Source organism: Staphylococcus lloydii (assembly GCF_015775975.1).
GTDB classification, from domain to species: domain Bacteria; phylum Bacillota; class Bacilli; order Staphylococcales; family Staphylococcaceae; genus Staphylococcus; species Staphylococcus lloydii.
Map to the genome: position 1 here is coordinate 1,458,101 of NZ_CP064056.1, position 21,633 is coordinate 1,479,733.

The 21,633-nt window shown below is 32.6% G+C and carries 19 protein-coding genes and 1 riboswitch; of the genes, 7 read left to right on the plus strand and 12 right to left on the minus strand.

The genetic code is table 11. The annotated features are described in order from the left end of the window. Window positions 1–54: 54 nt before the first annotated feature. The 7 genes from dapD to ISP08_RS07195 form a co-directional block, all read right to left on the minus strand. Window positions 55–774, minus strand: a complete 720-nt coding sequence (gene dapD / locus ISP08_RS07165; protein WP_195718172.1) for a 2,3,4,5-tetrahydropyridine-2,6-dicarboxylate N-acetyltransferase — start codon at window positions 772–774, stop codon at window positions 55–57. Window positions 775–796: 22 nt separating this feature from the next. After that, a complete protein-coding gene (gene dapB / locus ISP08_RS07170; protein WP_195718173.1) occupies window positions 797–1,519 on the minus strand; it encodes a 4-hydroxy-tetrahydrodipicolinate reductase in 723 nt (240 codons plus the stop codon). After that, window positions 1,516–2,403 (minus strand): 4-hydroxy-tetrahydrodipicolinate synthase, encoded by an 888-nt coding sequence (dapA, locus tag ISP08_RS07175; protein WP_195718174.1) that lies wholly within the window; start codon window positions 2,401–2,403, stop codon window positions 1,516–1,518. The genes dapB and dapA overlap by 4 nt, the downstream gene beginning before the upstream one ends. Window position 2,404: 1 nt before the next feature. Beyond that, a complete protein-coding gene (locus tag ISP08_RS07180; protein ID WP_195718175.1) occupies window positions 2,405–3,394 on the minus strand; it encodes an aspartate-semialdehyde dehydrogenase in 990 nt (329 codons plus the stop codon). A gap of 54 nt (window positions 3,395–3,448) precedes the next feature. Beyond that, entirely contained in the window at window positions 3,449–4,651 is a 1,203-nt protein-coding gene (locus ISP08_RS07185; RefSeq protein WP_048793924.1) for an aspartate kinase, read from the minus strand. A 90-nt stretch (window positions 4,652–4,741) separates the two neighbouring features. Beyond that, a riboswitch (Lysine riboswitch) is annotated at window positions 4,742–4,920 on the minus strand. A 144-nt stretch (window positions 4,921–5,064) separates the two neighbouring features. After that, the gene (locus tag ISP08_RS07190) at window positions 5,065–5,880 is read right to left on the minus strand and encodes an aldo/keto reductase (protein ID WP_229294094.1); all 816 of its coding nucleotides are present in this window, start codon (window positions 5,878–5,880) and stop codon (window positions 5,065–5,067) included. 223 nt (window positions 5,881–6,103) lie between these two features. Continuing rightward, window positions 6,104–7,711, minus strand: a complete 1,608-nt coding sequence (locus tag ISP08_RS07195) for an ABC-F family ATP-binding cassette domain-containing protein (protein WP_195718176.1) — start codon at window positions 7,709–7,711, stop codon at window positions 6,104–6,106. A 144-nt stretch (window positions 7,712–7,855) separates the two neighbouring features. Between ISP08_RS07195 and cvfB the strand changes: the two genes are divergently transcribed. From cvfB to phoU, 6 genes are all read left to right on the plus strand, one after another. Further along, window positions 7,856–8,755, plus strand: coding sequence for an RNA-binding virulence regulatory protein CvfB (gene cvfB / locus ISP08_RS07200; RefSeq protein ID WP_195718177.1), 900 nt, complete (start codon window positions 7,856–7,858; stop codon window positions 8,753–8,755). A 206-nt stretch (window positions 8,756–8,961) separates the two neighbouring features. Further along, window positions 8,962–9,945 (plus strand): PstS family phosphate ABC transporter substrate-binding protein, encoded by a 984-nt coding sequence (locus ISP08_RS07205; protein ID WP_048793414.1) that lies wholly within the window; start codon window positions 8,962–8,964, stop codon window positions 9,943–9,945. Between the two features lie 168 nt (window positions 9,946–10,113). Then, on the plus strand, window positions 10,114–11,028 hold the full coding sequence (gene pstC, locus ISP08_RS07210) for a phosphate ABC transporter permease subunit PstC (protein WP_411847781.1): 915 nt from the start codon (window positions 10,114–10,116) through the stop codon (window positions 11,026–11,028). 1 nt (window position 11,029) lies between these two features. Beyond that, window positions 11,030–11,965 carry a phosphate ABC transporter permease PstA gene (pstA, locus tag ISP08_RS07215; RefSeq protein WP_195718179.1) on the plus strand — a complete coding sequence of 312 codons (936 nt, stop codon included), beginning with the start codon at window positions 11,030–11,032 and terminating at the stop codon, window positions 11,963–11,965. A 57-nt stretch (window positions 11,966–12,022) separates the two neighbouring features. Beyond that, on the plus strand, window positions 12,023–12,898 hold the full coding sequence (gene pstB, locus ISP08_RS07220) for a phosphate ABC transporter ATP-binding protein PstB (RefSeq protein WP_048793411.1): 876 nt from the start codon (window positions 12,023–12,025) through the stop codon (window positions 12,896–12,898). A 9-nt stretch (window positions 12,899–12,907) separates the two neighbouring features. Then, window positions 12,908–13,558: a phosphate signaling complex protein PhoU gene (gene phoU, locus ISP08_RS07225; protein WP_195718180.1), complete on the plus strand. Its 651-nt coding sequence runs from the start codon at window positions 12,908–12,910 to the stop codon at window positions 13,556–13,558. Window positions 13,559–13,680: 122 nt separating this feature from the next. Here the strand turns inward: phoU and pepF are convergent, their stop codons facing one another. Then, window positions 13,681–15,489 carry an oligoendopeptidase F gene (gene pepF, locus ISP08_RS07230; protein ID WP_195718181.1) on the minus strand — a complete coding sequence of 603 codons (1,809 nt, stop codon included), beginning with the start codon at window positions 15,487–15,489 and terminating at the stop codon, window positions 13,681–13,683. A gap of 222 nt (window positions 15,490–15,711) precedes the next feature. Between pepF and ISP08_RS07235 the strand changes: the two genes are divergently transcribed. Then, window positions 15,712–16,068, plus strand: a complete 357-nt coding sequence (locus ISP08_RS07235) for a hypothetical protein (protein WP_195718182.1) — start codon at window positions 15,712–15,714, stop codon at window positions 16,066–16,068. A gap of 43 nt (window positions 16,069–16,111) precedes the next feature. Here ISP08_RS07235 and ISP08_RS07240 read toward each other — a convergent pair whose 3' ends face one another. The 4 genes from ISP08_RS07240 to ISP08_RS07255 form a co-directional block, all read right to left on the minus strand. Beyond that, the gene (locus tag ISP08_RS07240; RefSeq protein ID WP_411847778.1) at window positions 16,112–17,119 is read right to left on the minus strand and encodes a siderophore ABC transporter substrate-binding protein; all 1,008 of its coding nucleotides are present in this window, start codon (window positions 17,117–17,119) and stop codon (window positions 16,112–16,114) included. Window positions 17,120–18,148: 1,029 nt separating this feature from the next. Continuing rightward, entirely contained in the window at window positions 18,149–19,408 is a 1,260-nt protein-coding gene (locus ISP08_RS07245) for an aminoacyltransferase (RefSeq protein ID WP_048793407.1), read from the minus strand. Between the two features lie 28 nt (window positions 19,409–19,436). After that, complete coding sequence (locus ISP08_RS07250) at window positions 19,437–20,699, minus strand: aminoacyltransferase (protein ID WP_195718183.1); 1,263 nt, start codon at window positions 20,697–20,699, stop codon at window positions 19,437–19,439. A gap of 228 nt (window positions 20,700–20,927) precedes the next feature. Next, window positions 20,928–21,590: a type 1 glutamine amidotransferase domain-containing protein gene (locus tag ISP08_RS07255; protein WP_048793405.1), complete on the minus strand. Its 663-nt coding sequence runs from the start codon at window positions 21,588–21,590 to the stop codon at window positions 20,928–20,930. Between the last annotated feature and the right edge of the window lie 43 nt (window positions 21,591–21,633).

A 21,633-nucleotide genomic window follows, 5' to 3' on the forward strand; every position in this document is an offset into this window, starting at 1 on the left:
TAGTATCAGCTACTGACGTGTCTCAGTCCTCCTATTAAAGCTAATAACTATAAATTAGTTATTTAAGTTTCTTAAAGCAGATACAATTTCACGTTTTGAATCTTCTACTTCACTCGTTTGTTTAATTACTTTTGCTGGTGTACCAGCTACGACAGCACCTGCAGGTACGTCTTGCGTTACGATTGCACCAGCTGCAACAATTGCACCTTGTCCAACTGTAACACCTTCAAGAATTACTGCGTTAGCACCAATTAATACATCGTCTTCAATGATTACTGGAGAAGCACTAGGCGGTTCAATAACACCTGCTAGTACTGAACCAGCACCAACGTGTACATTTTTACCTGTCGTAGCTCTACCACCTAATGTAGCGTTCATATCAATCATTGTTCCTTCACCAACAACAGCACCAATATTAATTGTAGCGCCCATCATTACGACGGCACCATCTTCAATAGTAGCTTGCTCTCTAATGAATGCACCCGGCTCAATTCGAGCGTTTGTGTTTGTTAAGTCTTTTAATGGGATAGCTGAATTACGACGATCCATTTCAATTTCTAATTCTTCAATGCTGCTTTGGTTATTGTCGTAAAATGTTTTCCATTCATCCGCTTCACAAAAGATTACTTTTGAATTTTCTGAACCGAAAACTTTAAATGATTCTGGGAAAGTTGTATTTGCAAAGTCGCCGTTAGCATATACTTTTAAAGGTGTTGATTTTTTTGCGTCACTAATATATTGAATAATTTCTTCTGCTGATAAATTTTGTACCATAATTTTATAAGCTCCTTATTGTTTATAAATTATCAAATGTATAGAAGTCATTTGACTTGTTGATTAATCTTTCTGCTGCACTAATGGCTCCATTAGCAAAAATATCTTTTGACTGTGCACGATGGGTAATTTCGATTGTTTCATCGATGCCAGCAAATAATACTTCATGTTCACCTACTATAGTACCACCACGTTTAGCATGAATGCCAATTTCTTCTGGCTTTCTTTTTTCTGTGTTTTCATGGCGGTCATAGACCGGCGTCGTTTGATCTCTTAACGATTTAATTACGTCGTATAGTTTAACTAATGTACCACTCGGTGCGTCTACTTTTTTATTATGATGTGCTTCAGTCAATTCAATATCATAATCTTGTAAGAGTGGAACTGCTGCTTCTAAAATTTTAGTAAGCGCATGTACGCCATAACTCATATTTGCACTAAAGAATACAGGCATACGTTTACTTAATTCTTCTAATTTACTAATAATCGTTTCTTTTTCACCAGTAGTTGCAATAACTAAAGGTAGTTCAAAAGAATCGTCTAATAATGGTAATAATAATTCAGGATTTGAGAAATCAATGGCTACATCAGCTTCGGTTGCTTCTGAAATTTTATCAAAGGTGGGGTAGGGATATGATTTACTACTATCCCTAACTACAACACCCGTAATTTCATGACCTTTTTCTTCAGCTAACCTTGCTACACGTTCATTCATAGCGCCATAACCGATTAGGAGTATCTTCATACGTTGTCACCTGCTTTGTATTGATTATATGCATCTTCTAAAGCTTTTCTATCATCATCCTCTAAAGTAACTAAAGGAAGGCGTACTTCATAATTTCCAAATCCTTCAACAGTCGTTAAAACTTTGATAGGTATTGGGTTTACGTCAACGGAAAGCGCATCTAAAAGTGTGCCAATAGGTTGATATGCTGCTTCAACTTCACCATTTTGTTGACTTGTTTCGTATAAATTTTGTATTGCTTTAGGTATAACATTTGCGACTACTGAAATAACACCATGACCGCCTTCATTGAAATAGCGAACGATATTATCATCGTTACCACTATATAACGCAAAGTTCTCTAAATCTAATTGTTGTTGAAGTGTTGCTAAATAATCAAAATCATTAGTAGCATCTTTTAATGCCACAATATATTCATTTTTGCTTAATTCAACTACTGTGTCTGCTTCAATTGTCATATTCGTACGAGAAGGGACGTTGTATAATACGACTGGTAATTTCGCCGCATCGGCAATAGTAGTAAAATGTTTAATTAAGCCACGCTGATTTGTTTTGTTGTAATAAGGTGTGATTAACATAATCGCATCAGCACCTAACTCTCTAGCTTTAACAGATGCTTGTATCGATTTTTGCGTACTATTCGTACCTGTGCCAGCTATGACTGGAATACGGCCATTTACTGTATTTACAACTTCTTCTAACACTTGATTTTTTTCTTCTTCAGTTAAAGTAGGATTCTCTGCTGTTGTCCCATTAACCACGATAGATTTTGCATCGTTATCAATTAAATAATTCACATGTTTTCTTAGTGCATTATAATCAATTTCATTATGTGTGAATGGGGTAGTTAAGGCTACACCTACACCTTCAAAAATATGTGTCATATTATTTAACTCCTTTCAGACTCATTACTTGTTCTAAAATTTGTACGGCATTAAGTGCTGCACCTTTCAATAAGTTGTCTGAAGTACACCATACATGGAAAGTATTATCTAACGTATCATCTTTACGAATACGACCAACGAAAACTTCGTCTTTACCTGTAGAATGAATTGCTAATGGATATTCGTTGTTGGCTGGATTGTCCACGAGTACGACGCGATCATCTTGGTTGAATAATTGTTGAATAGCTTCTACTGTAGTTTCTTTATTTAATGTAACACTCATATGCACGCTGTGGCTGTCTTGTACTGGAACACGTACACAAGTAGCTGTAACTTTTAATGCGTCATCTTTTAATATTTTGCGTGTTTCATCTATCATTTTTTGTTCTTCTTTAGTATATCCATCTTCTAAGAAGACATCGATATGTGGTAAAACATTGTTATAAATTGGATGTGGATATGCTTCAGGTTCTTTACCATTCGCACCTTCAGCTAAATCTTGTTTCCCTTTAACACCAGATCCTGATACGGCTTGATAAGTTGTATAAGCTACTCTTTCAATGCCATATGCATCTTGTAATACTTTTAAAGGTACAACGGATTGGATTGTTGAACAGTTTGGATTTGCAATAATTTTACGATTCAAAACAGGTTCATTAACTTCTGGCACAATTAGATCAATGCCTTCAGTCATTCTCCATTGACTAGAATTATCTATTACAATTGCGCCTGCTTGTTCGAAAATAGGAGAGAAGTGGGCGCTTGTACTTCCACCTGCACTCATTAATACGAAATCAAAAGGTTCGCTAGCCGCTGCTTCTGTTAATTCTTGTACAGTATAAGTTTTACCTTGAAATTCAACTTCAGCACCAGCTGATCTAGCTGATGAAAATAAAACTAATTCATCAAATGCTACATTTTTTCTATCAAGTGTTTCTAACATTTTTCTTCCTACTAATCCTGTTGCTCCTGCTACTGCTAATTTTGTCATATTATATACACTCCAGTATTTTAATTTTTAAAAAATTCTGTCTTATTTTATTATTTAAATATCGAATGCTTCATATAAATTTGCAACCGCACGCTCGCCATTCATAGCGTCGATAACGTAAGAAATACTAATTTCTGATGTTGTCGTTTGATAAAATGGAATATCATTAGCTATCAATGTCATAAATGCTTTTGAAGCAACACCTGACATATCTCTCATTCCAGAGCCAATTAGTGAAATTTTAACGTATTCTTCATTTATCTTGAAGTCTAAGGCGTTAAAATCTTCTGATAATTTCTCTAGAATATTCGTAATTTGAATTGCATCTGTATCTTTTATTGTAAATGACATCTGTAAACCTTCTAAATTTACTATTTGAGATATCATATCTACATTGACAGAACCTTCTTCTAGTTTAGTAAATAATTGTGTTAATAGTTTATTGTCTGGTAGTGGGTAACTGATTGTAACGTGCATCATATGTGTATCCAATGCCACGCCAGTTACTGCTTTTTTCTCTAATAAATCTGATTGGGCCATAATCCATGTTCCTTTCACGTTAGATAATGTTCTCCCTAAATAAATAGGAATATCATAATTATTTGCAAGCTCTACACTTCTTGTCTCTAATACACCCGCACCAAGCGCGCTCATTTCCATCATTTCTTCATAAGAAACGTAAGATAAACGTTTGGCTTGTTTATAAACTCTCGGGTCAGTAGCATAGACGCCGTCAACATCGGTATAAATTTCGCAAGGGGTCTGATTACTCGCCGCTAAAGCTACAGCGGTTGTATCTGAACCACCACGACCTAACGTCGTTAATTCAAATGAATCATTGATACCTTGGAAACCTGCTACTACAAGTACATCGTTTGTTTCGAACGACTGGTTAAACGTTTCAGGATTAATTTCTGCTATACGACTTTTCAAATGATGGCCAACCGTTTTAATACCAGCTTGATAGCCAGTCATTGCCTTAGCATTTACGCCTAAATCGTTTAGCATCATGGAAAGGTATGACACTGTTTGTTGTTCACCAGTGGTTAATAACAATGCTAATTCTTCATCTTTAGGGTTTTCAGTAACTGCACTGACATTTTCCATTAATTGATCAGTGGTTTTTCCCATAGCACTTACGACAACAATAAGTTGTTCGTTGTTTTCAACTCTAAGTTTCAACATTTCCGCAATATTTCTAATTTTCGTAAAATCACTGACGGACGAACCGCCAAACTTTAAAACACTTCTATTCACTTACTTTATCCTCCTCAAATGACTAGGGGAGAATCACAAATCATATAAAAAAAGAACAAGTTCAGAATGCGAACTTGCTCGTAATTTATATACAAGTGATGCACTCCATTATTTTAAAATAATGACAGACTCTTAGCTCTTAACCATAAAGTCCAATGAACGATAAGCTGCTATTATCGTCACTTCGGCATCTCACCCTTTCAAAATTAGCTACTAGCAGGTAGTTTGTTCTAATATTTACTAATGATTGATGCGCCTCATCTAATTCTTATTAAATTGGTTATGTTTCACATTATACATATAACGTTAATAGCTGTAAACTGCCAACTGTGAATTTTTTTAATTTACTGATAATTCTAAGCTATTTTAAAATGTAAATCTTCAATAAAATTAAATTTTTGCGTTGCTTTTAATTAAAACTCTTCATATTCAGCAGGGTTTTGATCTTTACGTCTGCCGTCTTCTTTAGAAAGCGCATCGATTTGTGCTAAATCTTCACTTTCTAAATAGAAATCAAATACGTCTATGTTTTGTAACTGTCTAACGTTTGATGCTGATTTAGGAATAGGGACGACACCATTTTGAATATGCCATTTTAAAATAATTTGTACTGTCGTTTTATTGTACTTTTCAGCTATTTGTTGAATAACTTCATGATTCATAATATTAACGTCTCTACCTAGTGGGCTCCAAGCCTCGATAATAATACCTTTTTCTTGATGGTATTCTAGCACATCTTTTTGGTTGAAGAATGGATGAAGCTCAATTTGGTTAACAGTAGGTAACACACCAGTTTCTTTTTCTAATGTATCAATATGTTCTGGTAAGAAGTTACACACACCAATTGACTTAATTAAACCAGCTTTTTGAGCGTCGATTAATGCACGCCAAGCTTCAACATATTTGCCTTGTTTAGGGTTAGGCCAATGAATTAAATATAAATCAATATATTCTACATTTAGACGATAAATAGATTCTTGGATTGCCACCATTGCTGAATCATAATCATGATAACGGCCAGGTAATTTAGATGTCACTATTATTTGGTCTCTAGATACATGGCTATTTTCAATTGCTTTACCCACAGTGCCTTCATTTTCATAATTATAGGCAGTATCTAATAAACGATAACCATTATTTAATGCATTTACTATTGCATGTACACCTTGTGTCCCATTTAACTTATATGTACCAAAACCTAAAACCGGTAATACTTGTCCATCTAACATATATAAATTTTCCACTGTATCGTCCTCCAATATTCAAGTTAAAAGTTATTATATAATTATATTTTTAAAAATAAAACTAACTTGCTTTCATGTTTATCAATTTATAAACGCAAGTAGGGGATATATATTCTTACATCATCTACAAGAGCAAGTACAAAACAACTATAAAAAGGGCAAATTCTATTATCTCGTAATAGAATTTGCCCTATATAATTTAGATATACTACGCGTTAGTTAATACGCCAGTTTCTTGTAAATATGCTTCATATGAAATTTCTTTTGATAATCCACCTGGTTGATTTAAATCAATGACACGATTAGCAATTGTGTTAATGAATTCAAAGTCATAAGAAGTAAAGATAATTGAACCTTTAAATGATTTCAAGCCATCGTTGACAGCTGTAATACTTTCTAAGTCTAAATGGTTTGTTGGCTCATCTAATAGCAACACATTTGCACTAGATAGCATCATTTTACTTAGCATACAACGTACTTTTTCGCCACCTGATAAAACGCTAGCTTTTTTCTTAACTTCTTCGCCACTAAATAACATACGACCAAGGAAACCACGTAAGAAAGTTTCAGTCTGTTCGTCTTCAGGTGCGTATTGTCTTAACCAATCGACTAAATTCATATTCACGTTTTCGAAGTAGTCTGAGTTGTCTTTAGGGAAATAGCTTTGTGAAGTTGTTACACCCCATTTAACAGTACCTTCGTCAGGTTCCATTTCACCAGCTAAAATTTTCAATAATGTAGTTTTAGCAAATTCGCTATCCCCAATTAAAACGGCTTTATCATTTGGATTCATAGTAAATGAAACATTATCTAATATTTTTTCACCATCAATTGTTTTAGATACGTTTTCAACAAATAATAAATCATTACCGATTTCACGCTCTGGTGTGAATTTTACAAATGGATATCTACGTGAAGAAGGTTGAATATCATCTAGTTCGATTTTTTCAAGTTGTTTCTTTCTACTTGTAGCTTGTTTAGATTTAGATGCGTTAGCAGAGAAGCGTGCAACGAAATCTTGTAGCTCTTTAATTTTTTCTTCTTTTTTCTTATTTTGTTCTTGAGCCATTTTCATTGCTAGTTGGCTTGATTGATACCAGAAATCATAATTTCCGACGTAGACTTTAATTTTACCGTAGTCTAAGTCAGCAATATGCGTACATACATTATTTAAGAAGTGTCTATCGTGTGACACAACAATAACAGTGTTTTCGAAATTAATTAAAAAGTCTTCTAACCAACTAATCGCTGGAATATCAAGACCATTGGTAGGCTCGTCAAGAAGTAATACATCTGGTTCGCCAAATAAACTTTGCGCTAATAACACTTTTACTTTTTGGTTATTTTCTAATTCAGACATATTTTTGTCTTGTAAGTCTGCACTTATACCTAGACCTGAAAGTAGGGAACCAGCATCCGCTTCAGCATTCCAACCGTTCATTTCGGCAAATTCACCTTCAAGTTCAGCGGCTTTAATACCATCTTCATCACTGAAATCTGGCTTCATATAAATTTCGTCTTTCTCTTTCATAACTTCGTAAAGTCTTTCGTGACCTTTAATGACAACGTCTAATACACGTTCGTCTTCATATGCGAAGTGATCCTGTTTTAATACTGCTAAACGTTCATTTTTCCCCATAGAAACGTGACCAGTTTGAGCATCTAATTCCCCAGAAAGTATTTTAAGGAACGTTGATTTACCTGCACCGTTCGCTCCAATTAATCCGTAACAATTGCCTTCAGTAAATTTAATATTTACATCCTCGAATAATTTACGATCACCAAATCGTAAACTTACATCAGTAACTTGTAACATGCACTTACTCCTTTTATCGTTATTCTAACGGACAAATTATAACATATTTAAACAGTAGTTTCGACCTTTGTTAAATGTGTTAATGCTTCATCATCTATACCATGTTATAATATGGAAGAATAAATATGTGCGAAGGAGACAATTATGGCACGAGACGAAAAAGATATAGTAGGCACAATAGAATTTTTAGAAGTTGTCGGCTTGCAAGGTTCTACTTATATGTTAAAAGGACCTAGTAATGAAGAAGTTAAATTAAATCAATCAGAAGTTAATGAAGAAGATGAATTAGCAGTAGGGGAAGAATATAGTTTCTTTATCTACCCAAACCGTTCAGGAGATTTATTCGCCACACAAAATATGCCTGATATTACAACGGATAAATATAATTTTGTAAAAGTATTAAAGACTGATAGAGACGGCGCACATGTTGACGTTGGATTACCAAGAGAAGTTCTCATTCCATGGGAAGATTTACCAAAAGTTAAATCTCTATGGCCAACGAATGGCGATTACTTATTTGTTACGTTGCGTATCGATAGTGAGAATAATATGTTTGCACGACTTGCTACAGAAACAATCGTCGAAAATACATTCACACCTGTAAATGACGATAGTAAACAAAACGAGGTTCTTGAAGCACGTCCATATCGCTTATTAAGAATTGGGAGCTTTTTACTTTCTAAAGACGGTTACAAAATTTTTGTACATGAATCAGAACGTAAATCTGAACCGCGTTTAGGTGAACTCGTAAACGTCCGTATCATTGGTCACAATGAAAAAGGAGAGCTGAACGGCTCATTTTTACCTTTATCACATGAACGTCTAGATGAAGATGGCCAAATTATTTTTGATTTACTTGTAGAATATAATGGAGAGTTACCGTTTTGGGATAAATCAAGTCCTGAAGCTATAAAAGAAGTCTTTAACATGAGTAAGGGATCTTTTAAACGAGCAATTGGTCATCTCTATAAGAATAAAATCATCAACATTGAAACTGGTAAAATTGAATTAACTAAAAAAGGATGGAGTAGATTAGAAGACTAATCACTGCTTCTCCAAAAACACGTCTCTCAATAAATGAGAGGCGTGTTTTTTTATATTTTGTAATTAAATTTTTAGTTCATATCTACAAAATATACATTTTACAAAACATTTACATTAAATAAATTTGTAGTTAATAAACAACCTGTAATATAAGACACGTAATCATATAACACAAAGTTATTTTAATTATTTAGGAGGATGTTTCAATGAAAAAATGGCAATTAGTAGGTTCTACAATAGTTGGTGCTTCATTATTACTTGGTGCTTGTGGTGGTGGTAATGGTAGCTCTGACAAACACAAAGATGTTGAAGGAAAAGTTAAAGGCGATGGTTCTTCAACAGTAGGGCCAATCATTGAAAAACTGAACGAAAAATTCGCGAAAGATTATCCAAATGTAACTGTTTCAAATAGTACAGCAGGTACAGGCGGCGGCTTTGAAAAATTCATCGCAGGAAGCACTGACTTCTCAAATGCTTCTAGACCGATCGAACCTGAAGAAAAACAAAAATTAAAAGAAAAAGGTATCAAATATAACGAATTTAAAATCGCGCAAGACGGCGTAACTATAACAGTTAACAAAGATAACGATTTCGTTAAAGAATTAGACAAAAAACAATTAAAAGAAATTTATTCTGGTAAAGCTAAAACTTGGAAAGATGTTAATTCTAAATGGCCAGCTAAAAAAATCAAAGCTTTCTCACCTGACCAATCACATGGTACTTTCGACTTCTTCACTGAAGAAATCATGGACAAAGGTGATATCAAAGCAGACAAAAATGCTGACACAAACACAATTGTAAAATCAGTTGAAAATAACAAACAAGGTATTGGTTACTTTGGTTATAACTTCTACGAACAAAACAAAGATAAATTAAAAGAAGTAAAAATCAAAGATGAAAATGGCAAACTAACTGAACCAACTAAGAAAACAATTCAAAACGGTTCATACGCACTAAGCAGACCTTTATTCACTTACACAAATGCTGAAAAATTAAAAGACAATAAAGGTTTACAAGCCTTCACTAAATTCTTATTAAAAGATGAAGGTAAATCAGCTGAAAGCGCTGGATTCGTTGCTCTTCCTAAAAAAGATTATAAAGATCAACAAGATAAACTTGATAAAATCTTAGAAAAAGATAACAAAGACAAAGACAGTAAAAAAGACGACAAGAAAAAAGACGACAAATAATAAACACCGTGTTTAAGCATTACAGTTAAATATTACTCATAGTATCAAAAGAAAGTTTTATCGGATCGCCATTGCACGACTCAGCGGTTCGATAAAACTTCACTGTTTTATATATATATTTATTAATTTGGGAACTAGAAAGAAGGTTGTATTATGCCGAAAGGGAATATGTCTGTTAGTGAAATGATTGCTGAAAATGACGCTAAAAAAAAGGGATTGAGCGATAAAATTGTACCTGTAATTTTAGGGATAATTGCTTTCTTTTCAATCTTAACTACGATTGGCATTATCGTAACACTGTTATCTGAAACGGTAACATTTTTCACTCGTGTACCAATTACACAATTTTTATTTTCAAATGAATGGAATCCATTTTCTTCGTCACCAAAATACGGTATTTGGCCACTCATTTTAGGTACTTTTAAAATTACATTTATCGCAACAATAGTAGCAGTGCCATTAGGATTAGGAGCAGCTATTTACTTAAGTGAATTTGCTTCATCTAGAGCACGTGCGATAATTAAACCTATTTTAGAAATTTTATCAGGGATACCAACAATTGTATTTGGCTTTTTCGCTTTAACATTTGTAACACCGATATTAAGAGATGTATTTCCTGCACTTGGTAGTTTCAACTCTGTCAGTCCAGGTCTTGTAGTAGGTGTCATGATTATCCCATTAATTTCAAGTATGAGTGAAGATGCTATGTCTTCGGTGCCGAATAAAATGCGTGAAGGGGCAATCGGACTAGGCGCAACTAAATTTGAAGTAGTAACAAAAGTAATAATTCCAGCTGCAATTTCCGGAATTATGGCATCTATTGTCTTAGCTATTTCACGTGCTATTGGTGAAACAATGATCGTATCATTGGCAGCTGGTAGTACGCCTTCAGCTTCATTAGATTTAACAGGTTCAATTCAAACAATGACAGGCTATATCGTTCAAGTAGCAACAGGGGATGCTACATTCGGTTCAGATGTTTACTACAGTATTTATGCCGTAGGATTCACATTATTCTTATTTACATTAATTATGAATTTAGTCTCTCATTGGATTTCGAAACGTTTCAGAGAGGAGTATTAATATGACTCAAACTGATCAAAACACAGTTACTACTAGTAAGTATAAATCATTAGTTAATCAACAAACTGTTGATAAACGTAATGGCACTCGTTTAAAAATAAATACTATCAATAAATGGGCATTTTTCGCATGTACAATGGTAGGTTTACTCGTATTAGCAACTTTACTAATTGACATTTTAATTAAAGGTGCTGGACATTTAACACCATCGTTTTTAACGAGCTTTTCTTCCTCAACACCATCAATGGCAGGTGTTAAAGGGGGATTAATAGGAACAATCTGGCTCATGCTTACAATCATACCTATCTCAATCATTCTTGGTGTAGGTACAGCGATATATTTAGAAGAATATGCAAGTAATAATGCATTTACTCAATTTATTAAAGTAAGTATTTCAAACTTAGCTGGTGTCCCTTCAGTTGTTTTTGGTTTATTAGGCCTAACAATATTTGTTCGAGGCATGGGCATACCAGGACTTGCGTTAAGTAATTCAGTCATAGCTGCTGCATTAACAATGACGCTACTAATATTGCCAGTCATCATTGTTGCAAGTCAAGAAGCGATTAGATCTGTACCAAATTCTGTAAAAGAAGCTTCATTAGGCTTAGGTGCAACAAAATGGCAAACAATTAAAAATGTAATACTACCTGCAGCTATACCTGGTATACTAACTGGATTTATCTTAGCTTTATCACGTGCCTTAGGGGAAACGGCACCATTAATTTTAATAGGTATTCCAACAGTTTTACTCGCATTACCATCAAGTATTTTTGATCAATTCCAAGCATTACCAATGAATATTTACACTTGGTCAAAACTACCACAAGAAGAATTCCAAAATGTTGCATCAGCAGGAATTATCGTATTACTAATCATCTTATTACTAATGAACGCTGTCGCAATCTTTTTACGTAACAAATACAGCAAAAAATATTAACTCACTGACTATCCGATATTTATAACATGTGCTAGCTTAATAAAGGAGTTTTAAATTATGACAAATACTACTAAAGAAAATAATAAAGATATTCTAAATGAACAAACGAATCAAAATAACACTATAGTGACTACGCCTGAAATCCAAAATAATAATAAGCCTTCTAGCGATAGTGACAAAAAAATTGTTTACTCTACTAAAAATTTAGATTTATGGTATGGTGAGCACCATGCATTAAAAAACATCAATTTAGATATTTTAGAAAATAATGTAACTGCAATTATCGGACCATCAGGTTGTGGTAAATCAACTTACATTAAAGCTTTAAATAGAATGGTAGAACTTGTCCCATCTGTTAAAACTGCTGGAAAAATAATGTATCGAGACACTAACATTTTCGAAAGTAAACAATCTGTAGAAAAATTAAGAACTAATGTTGGTATGGTATTCCAACAACCGAATCCATTCCCAAAATCAATTTATGACAATATTACTTATGGCCCTAAAATCCACGGTATCAAAAACAAAAAAGTATTAGATGAAATTGTTGAAAAATCACTTCGTGGTGCTGCAATTTGGGATGAACTGAAAGATAAATTAAATGTCAATGCTTATAGTTTATCTGGTGGACAACAACAACGTGTTTGTATAGCAAGAACGTTAGCTATCGAACCAGACGTTATCCTAATGGATGAACCTACATCAGCATTAGATCCAATTTCTACATTAAAAATTGAAGAATTAGTGCAAGACTTAAAAGAACAATACTCAATCATCATCGTTACACATAACATGCAACAAGCGGCGCGTGTTTCTGATAAAACAGCATTTTTCCTTAATGGCTATGTAAATGAATATGATGACACTGAAAAAATCTTCTCTAACCCGTCTGACAAACAGACTGAAGATTACATTTCAGGTCGTTTCGGATAATATAACAATATGGCGATTATTAGACAAAAATACGAAGGTCAACTAGATGAATTAGTTAAAGATTTGCGCCGTTTAGGCCTTCGTGTTTACCGTAATATAGATAATGCATTAAAAGCATTAAGTGAAAATGACCGCAATTTCGCCCGTGAAGTTATCGCTAAAGATAAAGAAATAAACGAACTCGAAAGTGAAATAAACGAAAAAGTAATTATGCTTATCACGCGACAACAGCCAATAGCTGCTGATTTAAGATTAATGATAGCTTCATTAAAAATCGCTTCAGATTTTGAACGTATTGGTGATAATGCAGCAAACATAGCTGAAATTAGATTACGCGCAAAATTTGTAGATAATTACGTTTTGACACGTTTAACGACTATGGGCAAATTAGCGTTACTCATGTTGAATGACCTTAACAGTGCAGTTAAATATAGAGATACTACACTGATCAAAGAAATTATTAAACGAGATGCTGATATCGATGATTTATACAAAAACATTGTTAACACTACTTATTTAATAGATAATGATCCATTTGTAGCAGGACAAGCACAATTAGCATCTAGATATTTAGAGCGCATTGGGGATCACATAACTAACATTTCCGAAAATATTTATTACTTTATTACTGGCGAACGGTACGAATCATCAAATTTATAATTTATTACTAAAAAGATGAGGCCTAGTGAATTTATCACTAGGCCTCATCTTTTTATTTTCTGTTGTCAATCATCAAATTATTTAATAATTAACAAGCCAAGTTAAAATTTTACTTATAACTGTTATTGCACTTCAATTTTAGCTGTTAATGATTCTAATTCATCTACTAAACTACTAATATAATTAATCGTTGATCTTAATGGTTGGTCAGTAGTGATATCAATACCAGCCGTACTAGCTAATTCTATTGGCGACTTACTTCCACCAGCTTTCAATGTCTCTAACCATGCATCAACTGCTGGTTGACCTTCATTTTTAATACGTTGTGCCATTACCGTTCCAATAGTTAACCCTGCAGAATACGTGTATGAATAAAGGCCCATGTAGTAATGTGGTTGTCTCATCCATGTTAATTCCGCTCCGTCAGTTAGTTTCACTGCATCACCAAAGAATTCACTATATACATCACGCATAATTTGGTTTAAAAGTGGGGCAGTTAACGATTCTCCATTGTCCACTCTCTTATAAACTTCTCTTTGATAAGCAGCTTCTAATAAATGTGTTACCATATTGTGATAATATGTTCTGGAAATCATTGAACCGATAACCCAACGCTTGAAGCGATTGTCATTACTATTTTTGAATAAATAATTAGACATTAACATTTCATTCATTGTAGAAGGGGCCTCCACAAAGTACATTGATGCTTCAGATTCTAAATAATTTTGATGTTTTTGAGCCAATGTGAAATGTCCTGCATGACCTAATTCATGCGCCAAGACAAATGTTTCTGCCATTTTACCAGTCCAAGATATAAACACATAACTATGCGTAAAGTATGGACTAGCACAATAGGCTCCCGTATCTTTGCCTTTATTTTGGGCAAAATCTATCCATTTATCATTATAGGCTTTTTCCACCATATTTAAATAATCCTCACCTAAAACGCTAAGTGCACCATAGATATATTCTTTAGAATCTTCAATAGAAATATCTGGTTCATAACTTGGATCGATAGAAATTTTAAGGTCCTCAAAACGCATAACTTCTAAGCCATGTACTCGCTTTAATAATTTAGCATATTTTTGCATAACTGGTGCTAACTCGCTCATAATTACGTCAATTTGACGATTATACATCTCTCTCGTAACATCTTGTTCTTGTAACAAATAATCAATTACAGAATCATAACCACGCAAATCAGCTTCAATCTTTTCTTGTTGCACTTTCATATTATATGTTGCAGCAGTGGTATGCTGATATTTCTTTAAGGCATTGCTAAAAGCCTCAAAACTTTTTTGTCTGAACTCTGGATCTTCATTATCCTCATACTCATTTTCGAAAGTAGCATAATCTAATGGGTAAGTCGTACCATTATGTTCGAATGACTTAAAAGGTATATCAAGCATCTTAGTAATACCATACAATTCAAATGGCGCCTCTAGGGTAGGTGATAGACTCGCTAAGGCTTCTTCTACTTTAGGGTCCAATTGATAAGGTTGGCGATTTTTTAGTTTAGTAATAAAGTGTGGGTACTTGGTTTTTTTATTGAAATCGTTTAACGTTTCTTCAGATAACTGCAAAATTTCAGATTCAACAAAAGCTAACTGACTGATAATCTTACCAAACGTAGTATTAAATTTTGAGTTTACAGTTTGAGCTGCTTCATCTGATGTATCAACACTTAAACGTAATTCAGCATAATTTGCCATACGATCAACTTGAATTAAAATTTGTGAATATTCATCTAAAGCTTGTTCAATTGATTTGGGAGCTGATAATTGATTTTCAAATTGATTTCTAAAATCTTTAGCTTTCTTTAACGTTTCATCGATAGTTGCATAAAACGCTTCGTCAGATGTAAAAATATCTGTAATGTCCCATTTTTGGTTATCTGGTACTTCTTTACGGAATAATAGTGTATTGCTCATTCATAATGCCTCCCCTTAATTAAAAAATCATCTTAAGTAGTATTATACATCAATATAAAGGCGAAAATACAACGTTTGCATTTAAAATAGGCAACAACAAAAATTATAAAATATCTTTACTATTTTGAACTAAATACTACCGAAGTCCTTTTACAATAATGCGCATTTCATATAATATAGAGTCATGTAAAAATAAAAAACATTAATGTAAGGAGCAATTTTATGAGCATTTTTGATATGCCGAACTATCTTTGGATTACTATAGTGGCTGCATTATTACTTACTGTATTTTGTAATCTAGTATTAAATAAATGGTTTGCACCAGCTATAATTACATTTGTAGTATTAGGCATTGCTGCCTTTTTCATTCCAAATTTTGAAAGTATTGATTATCAACCATTACTTGGCTACGCAGCGTTTCTTGCAATCGTATGTCTCATTGTTAGTTTTCTACTGTGGTACTTCACTCGTGACTGGCGTAGAAATCGTCGAGATAAACGACTAAATAAAGAAATTAGAAAGCGTGGGGGCATTCCTAAAGAAGAAGTTGACGAATATACCCGTCGTAATAATAAATAAAATAAAGCGTTACAGACCTAATAATCTGTAACGCTTTATTTTTTTACTTAAATGCTTTTTCAACATCATTCATTTGATCTATTGTAGCTTGTACGCCACCTTCGTTAAAGAACCATTTATTAGCTTCAAATAATGTAATTTCGTTATTTTTCACTGCCTTAACATCTTTAATAACTGAATTGTTTAATGGTTCAGGTAATTGACTTGATTTAGCATTTTTCCCTCTATTTATTACAAATATTTTATCTGGATTTTTTCGAACTAAATACTCATAAGAAATTACAGCTCCGCTTGAATTAGCTTTCATTTTTTTATCAGCATGATTTATACCTAAAGCCTTATTTAAAAAGCCACCAAATCTACCAGAAGACCCAAATGCTTTGATAGATTTATCATCTACATTTAAAAATAGCACCTTATCATTATTAATGGTTTTTTTAGTTTCTGCTAATTTATTATCTAGTTTAGCGTTCATTTTTTTAATGGTGTTTTCTTTGTTGAATATTTTGCCTATAATCAACGCGTAATCTTTAACAGATTGAATATAATCATCATAGTGGGGGCTTACAAATATAATTTTGGCATTTGGAGCAGCCTTTTTCATTTCATCCAAAGTAGCAGTATGTGCTTGTCTAAAAGAAGCAAATATCACTTCAGGTTTTGCTTTTGCTAAATTATCATAATTAGGGCGTCCAGGATTACCTAAATTAAGGTACTTAGCATCTTTAAATTCTTTTAAAGTTGTTGGTAAAAATGAACTATTTTGTCCTTTTGATATTGCAACGACACGATCTTCTAAGTGTAAAGATTTCATCGTATCTAAAGCACCATAATCCATTACAGCAACTCGTTTAGGATTGATAGGGACATCAATCGTTTCAGATTTCTTGGTACCACTGTTATGATCCTTATTCTTGTCCTTAAATTCATATGTATTTTTAATACTTATAGTCTTTGTTTGCTGTTCTTTTGTTGATTGTGAGTTACTGCCACAGCCGGCGATAACAAACATTACGGTGATTGCAAAAATCACAAAACCTATATTTTTCAAATCGTATGCCTCCTCTAAAAGAAGTATACTTTAATTGATAACGTTTATCAATTAGTAATTTGAAATAATTTTGCTTAATTATAGTAATAAGATAATTAATTCAATATTTAAACATATGCTTTATAGCAAATACTTTCGCTAATAACAACATATACATAAGCAATAATATGAAACTTACAGTTATTAACTAAATAACTCCAACTAATATAAGTACAATGCACAAAGTTATAATGAGTTGGTCATTAGTTAATTAGAAAGTCATCGTTAAATATGTAATAAAAGTTAGGCAATAACTAGATGCTTAGCTTTAACTTAATACAGACAAATAAGCAAAATTAAAACTATGTTAACTGAACGTAACAAATATATATATAAGGGGATATATTATTGGTATTTCTCTTCTATATACAACTTCCTATAATATATATTATGTAAACTAAAATGAAATTCGAATTATAATAATTAATTAACTCTGACATGTCGTCATTATATAAATAATAATCATGCTGCAATCTATACGGTTGATTTAACTATCATTAACAAAACCTTTATTATGAACTTTATACCAACTCAGTTATATATACAGTTACATATACAGTTACATATACAGTTCTAATAAATGAAACTTATTCATATTAGTTACTTAGTTTAAGACTTATGTGCTGTGATGTTTAGTTACTAATAATATATGATTGTTATGTGCTAATTAACTGGATGAGTATCCATGATTTGCATTTTAAATGCTCAGAAATCAAAATCTCAGCGTCTTAATTTTTCTATAACAATTGCATTGCAATGATATATCATAATTAGTAATACATACCATAATTTATACTGACTAATTAAAACATTGTTAAATATCATAATAATACCTTTAATATTTTGATAACTTCTTAATTATGATTTTTTAACTAATAGTACTTATTTGCTAATATCTTTTCTTATTACTAAATAAACTATAGGTTTACATAATATATTTATATTTAACCATTTAAAAAACACTCACTTTTGTAGTGAGTGTTTTTTTATTTAGCGATTTAATTTTTTACGAACGCTGTTTAAAGTATTAAATAACTTATATTTCGTCTTCTTAATTGGCTTGTAAAAATCACCAATTAATTCTTCTATTTGTACATTAAAGCCACGTTTAAATCTGTAAACACCGTAGTCTTCACTATTTTCAGTGAAATCTCCAGACAATCCATAGAAATTATAACGGTCGTAACCATGGTCAAAGCAATAATTTATCATAAACCAATGCATCATATATGGTCCCATAAAACGATTATATTTTTCAGATGAACCACCAGAGAAGTAGTTAACTTCATAGGCATTTGCAAAGAACACGCCAGATGCTAAGTTTAAAATAGCGCCATCAGTTTGTCTTAACTCACTATTTTGTAGCAATTCTTTCTTATCATGTTCAATTTGTCTATCTAATTCAGCAATTTTTTTCAGTTGCTTGTCAGATTTTTGTTCTTTTTCCATCATTTGGTCACGACGGTTTTCTTTTTCGGTTAATGCAGCTTGAATGCTATTAATATTTTCATCTAAATCAATATATGCTAATGGTACAAGTACTTTATCGCCATAATTATCGATGAAATTATAGAAATAGTCATCAGTTTTCGATACGAAACCAGTACGTTCTTCTGTTTCTCTATAAAGTTCTAGGAAAATGTGGAATTCATCTCTATCAAGAAATCTTACTTTTATACCGTTATTAATTGCTTTGTTAATATTACGTTTTCTCTGACTATCAAATTGCTTTTTCAATGAAGCTGGTGTTTCGCCATCTAAGTTTAGTACTCCCATCCAACGTACTTGACTAGAAGTATCGTATTCAGTAGTGAAACCATGATGTTCATAGCCATGTGCTTTAAATAAATTAACTAATGCATCATTATTTATTTGATTTGATAGTTGTTTTATATCTTTATCATAAATTTGATAGATCCAATAAGGGTCCATTTTGACATATAAACAGTTATGATGTTGTAAATAATTATCCAATTCACGTAGATAGTAATCTACTAGGCCTAAATCGCTATAATCCATCACTGGTCCACGATTTGAATAATAAACATAACTACCCATAGTAGGGATTTTTGAGAAAAGACTAGCCGCTATAACTTGGTTATTATCATCTTTTAAGCCTAATAGGACAACTTGGAACCCATCTTCTTCTCTAGTAGCTATACTTTCCTTCACTTGGAAATAATGACTCTCTAAAGATGGATTTTGTACAAAATTGTCGTATTCTTTAACAGTTAACTCTGTAAATTTCATACTAGCTTAGTTCCCTTCTAATTAGTGTTTACTTGTTTCTATCTTTTAATTTTTTTAGCATTGCGTATATTTTATACATAGGTTTATTGATTGGTTTAATAAAGTCACCTACATATTCAACAACATCGGCATTAAAGCCTTTTTTAAATTTAACTACGCCGGCATCCTCAGCATCTTCAGTAAAGTTACCGCTAATTCCATAGAAATTGTAACGATCAATACCATGTTCTAGTGCATAGTTTATCATCTTCCATTGAATCGCATAACTTCCTGCGAAATGTCTAAATTCATTAGCCGTGCCACCTGCATAGTATACAACCTCAAATGGGTTAACAATAAAGAACGCCGCAGAGATAGGTAATTCATTACCATGTTTAGCTTGAAGTGATTTTGCTTCTTCAATTTTTTGTTCATTTGCTTGTAATTGTTGCTCTAAATTTTCTTTTTTATTGTAAGATTTTTTATTATCTGGACGTTTTTCTATATCCTTAAGTGCTTTATTTAAATCTTTTTCTAACACATTACCTTCAGATTGAAGTTCGGCAATATAATCGTCAAAGTCTATGTATGCTAATGGTACTAAGACACGGTCTTTATAATGTCTCAAACGATTGTAATAGAATATATCCTCTCTATCAGAGAAATCTTTAGACTCGGATGTGTCTTCCATAAACGAACGGAAAATAGGCAATTCATCTTCCCCTAGGAATCTTACTTTAACACCATTTTTTTGTACTTTTTTAGTATTACGTTTACGCAAGCCATCCATGTCATTTAAAACATCTTGAGCACTCTTATTTTTTAAGTCCAATACTGAATGGAAACGTATTTGAATTACTGGATCAAAGCCAGTCCTAAATCCTTGATGTTTGTAACCCAATTGTTTAAATTTATCGAAAATCCAATCATTACCTGCATTTTCGATAAATTCACCGTCATGATTCAAATATTGGTATGGTAAGTAAGGATCTACTCTAAAGTATAGTGCGTTATTTTTCTTTAAGTATTTATCTAGTTCGTTAAAGAAATAATGTACTAATTCTTTGTTATCAAAATCTATTACCGGCCCACGGTTAGAATAGAAATATTTGAAAAATTTCATTACAGGTACTGCTGTTAATAAACAAGCAGCTATTACTTCGTTATCATTGTTTTTAACACCAACTAAATGTGTTTCTGTACCTTCAGCGATTTTAAGTTCGTAATTACCCACCATTTGTGTAAAGTGGCTATTATTCATCTTATCTGCAAATGCGCCAAACTCAGTTGACGTTAAATTGGTAAATTTCATATTTGTTTACTCCTAATTCATCATTAATTCATCAAGTGATTCTTTTAAATCTTGTTTATTATACAATATTAATAAATAAAACAAAATTAATTCCACGGATTTTCGCAGAACTATTTCTAAGTTTTTACTTTATATATGTAATATTCATTGACTATTTGTATTATACCATTAATACAAGCTTAACAAACAAAAAGAGCTGGATTCAAAAATCCAACTCTTAAAAATTAATTATTTTTGTAATGCATCTCTAAGTGCTTCGCCTAAAGCTTCACTTGATTGAGGATTTTGACCTGTGATAAATAAGCCATCCTCTTCCACGTGAGACACGAAGTTATCTTTAGTAATAAATTTCGCGCCTTGTTTTTCAAGTTCAGTTTGAGTTAAGAATGGCACTTTTTCTTCAAGACCCATTGCTCTTTCTTCTTCGTCTGTAAATGAAGTCAATGTAACACCATTTACTAAGAAGTTACCATTATTATCTTTCGCACCTACAAATGCGCTTGGGCCATGACATACAGAAGAAATAAATTTGTTTTGGTCTTTAAAATCAGCGATTAATGATGCTAATGCTTGATTATGACCAAAGTCAAATACCGTACCATGACCGCCCGGTAAATAAACTGCGTCGTAATCTTCAACTTTTATATCTTCAATACTTGGTACATCTTTAATTTTTTCAACAAAACTCGCATACTTATTTAATTCATCGTTTTGAGTAGAGTTGTCATCTATTGGTACAGAACCGCCTTCGATTGATACTAAATCTACATCAATGCCTGCTTCAGTTAGCACTTCATATGGTACGCTAGCCTCTTCTAACCAAAGACCAGTTTGTGAACCATCATCATAACTGCTTCTACTTGTTAGTATAAATAACGCTTTTTTACTCAAATTAAGTCACCTCTATAATTGACATCTATTTTATGGTTCTTAA

Excerpts from the sequence above, each read along its gene's own strand:
- dapD (WP_195718172.1), bottom strand. The coding sequence starts at position 774 with ATGGTACAAAATTTATCAGCAGAAGAAATTATTCAATATATTAGTGAC.
- dapB (WP_195718173.1), bottom strand. The coding sequence starts at position 1,519 with ATGAAGATACTCCTAATCGGTTATGGCGCTATGAATGAACGTGTAGCA.
- dapA (WP_195718174.1), bottom strand. The coding sequence starts at position 2,403 with ATGACACATATTTTTGAAGGTGTAGGTGTAGCCTTAACTACCCCATTC.
- ISP08_RS07180 (WP_195718175.1), bottom strand. The coding sequence starts at position 3,394 with ATGACAAAATTAGCAGTAGCAGGAGCAACAGGATTAGTAGGAAGAAAA.
- ISP08_RS07190 (WP_229294094.1), bottom strand. The coding sequence starts at position 5,880 with ATGTTAGATGGACAAGTATTACCGGTTTTAGGTTTTGGTACATATAAG.
- ISP08_RS07195 (WP_195718176.1), bottom strand. The coding sequence starts at position 7,711 with ATGTTACAAGTTACTGATGTAAGTTTACGATTTGGTGATCGTAAATTA.
- cvfB (WP_195718177.1), top strand. The coding sequence starts at position 7,856 with ATGGCACGAGACGAAAAAGATATAGTAGGCACAATAGAATTTTTAGAA.
- ISP08_RS07205 (WP_048793414.1), top strand. The coding sequence starts at position 8,962 with ATGAAAAAATGGCAATTAGTAGGTTCTACAATAGTTGGTGCTTCATTA.
- pstC (WP_411847781.1), top strand. The coding sequence starts at position 10,114 with ATGTCTGTTAGTGAAATGATTGCTGAAAATGACGCTAAAAAAAAGGGA.
- pstA (WP_195718179.1), top strand. The coding sequence starts at position 11,030 with ATGACTCAAACTGATCAAAACACAGTTACTACTAGTAAGTATAAATCA.
- pstB (WP_048793411.1), top strand. The coding sequence starts at position 12,023 with ATGACAAATACTACTAAAGAAAATAATAAAGATATTCTAAATGAACAA.
- phoU (WP_195718180.1), top strand. The coding sequence starts at position 12,908 with ATGGCGATTATTAGACAAAAATACGAAGGTCAACTAGATGAATTAGTT.
- pepF (WP_195718181.1), bottom strand. The coding sequence starts at position 15,489 with ATGAGCAATACACTATTATTCCGTAAAGAAGTACCAGATAACCAAAAA.
- ISP08_RS07235 (WP_195718182.1), top strand. The coding sequence starts at position 15,712 with ATGAGCATTTTTGATATGCCGAACTATCTTTGGATTACTATAGTGGCT.
- ISP08_RS07245 (WP_048793407.1), bottom strand. The coding sequence starts at position 19,408 with ATGAAATTTACAGAGTTAACTGTTAAAGAATACGACAATTTTGTACAA.
- ISP08_RS07250 (WP_195718183.1), bottom strand. The coding sequence starts at position 20,699 with ATGAAATTTACCAATTTAACGTCAACTGAGTTTGGCGCATTTGCAGAT.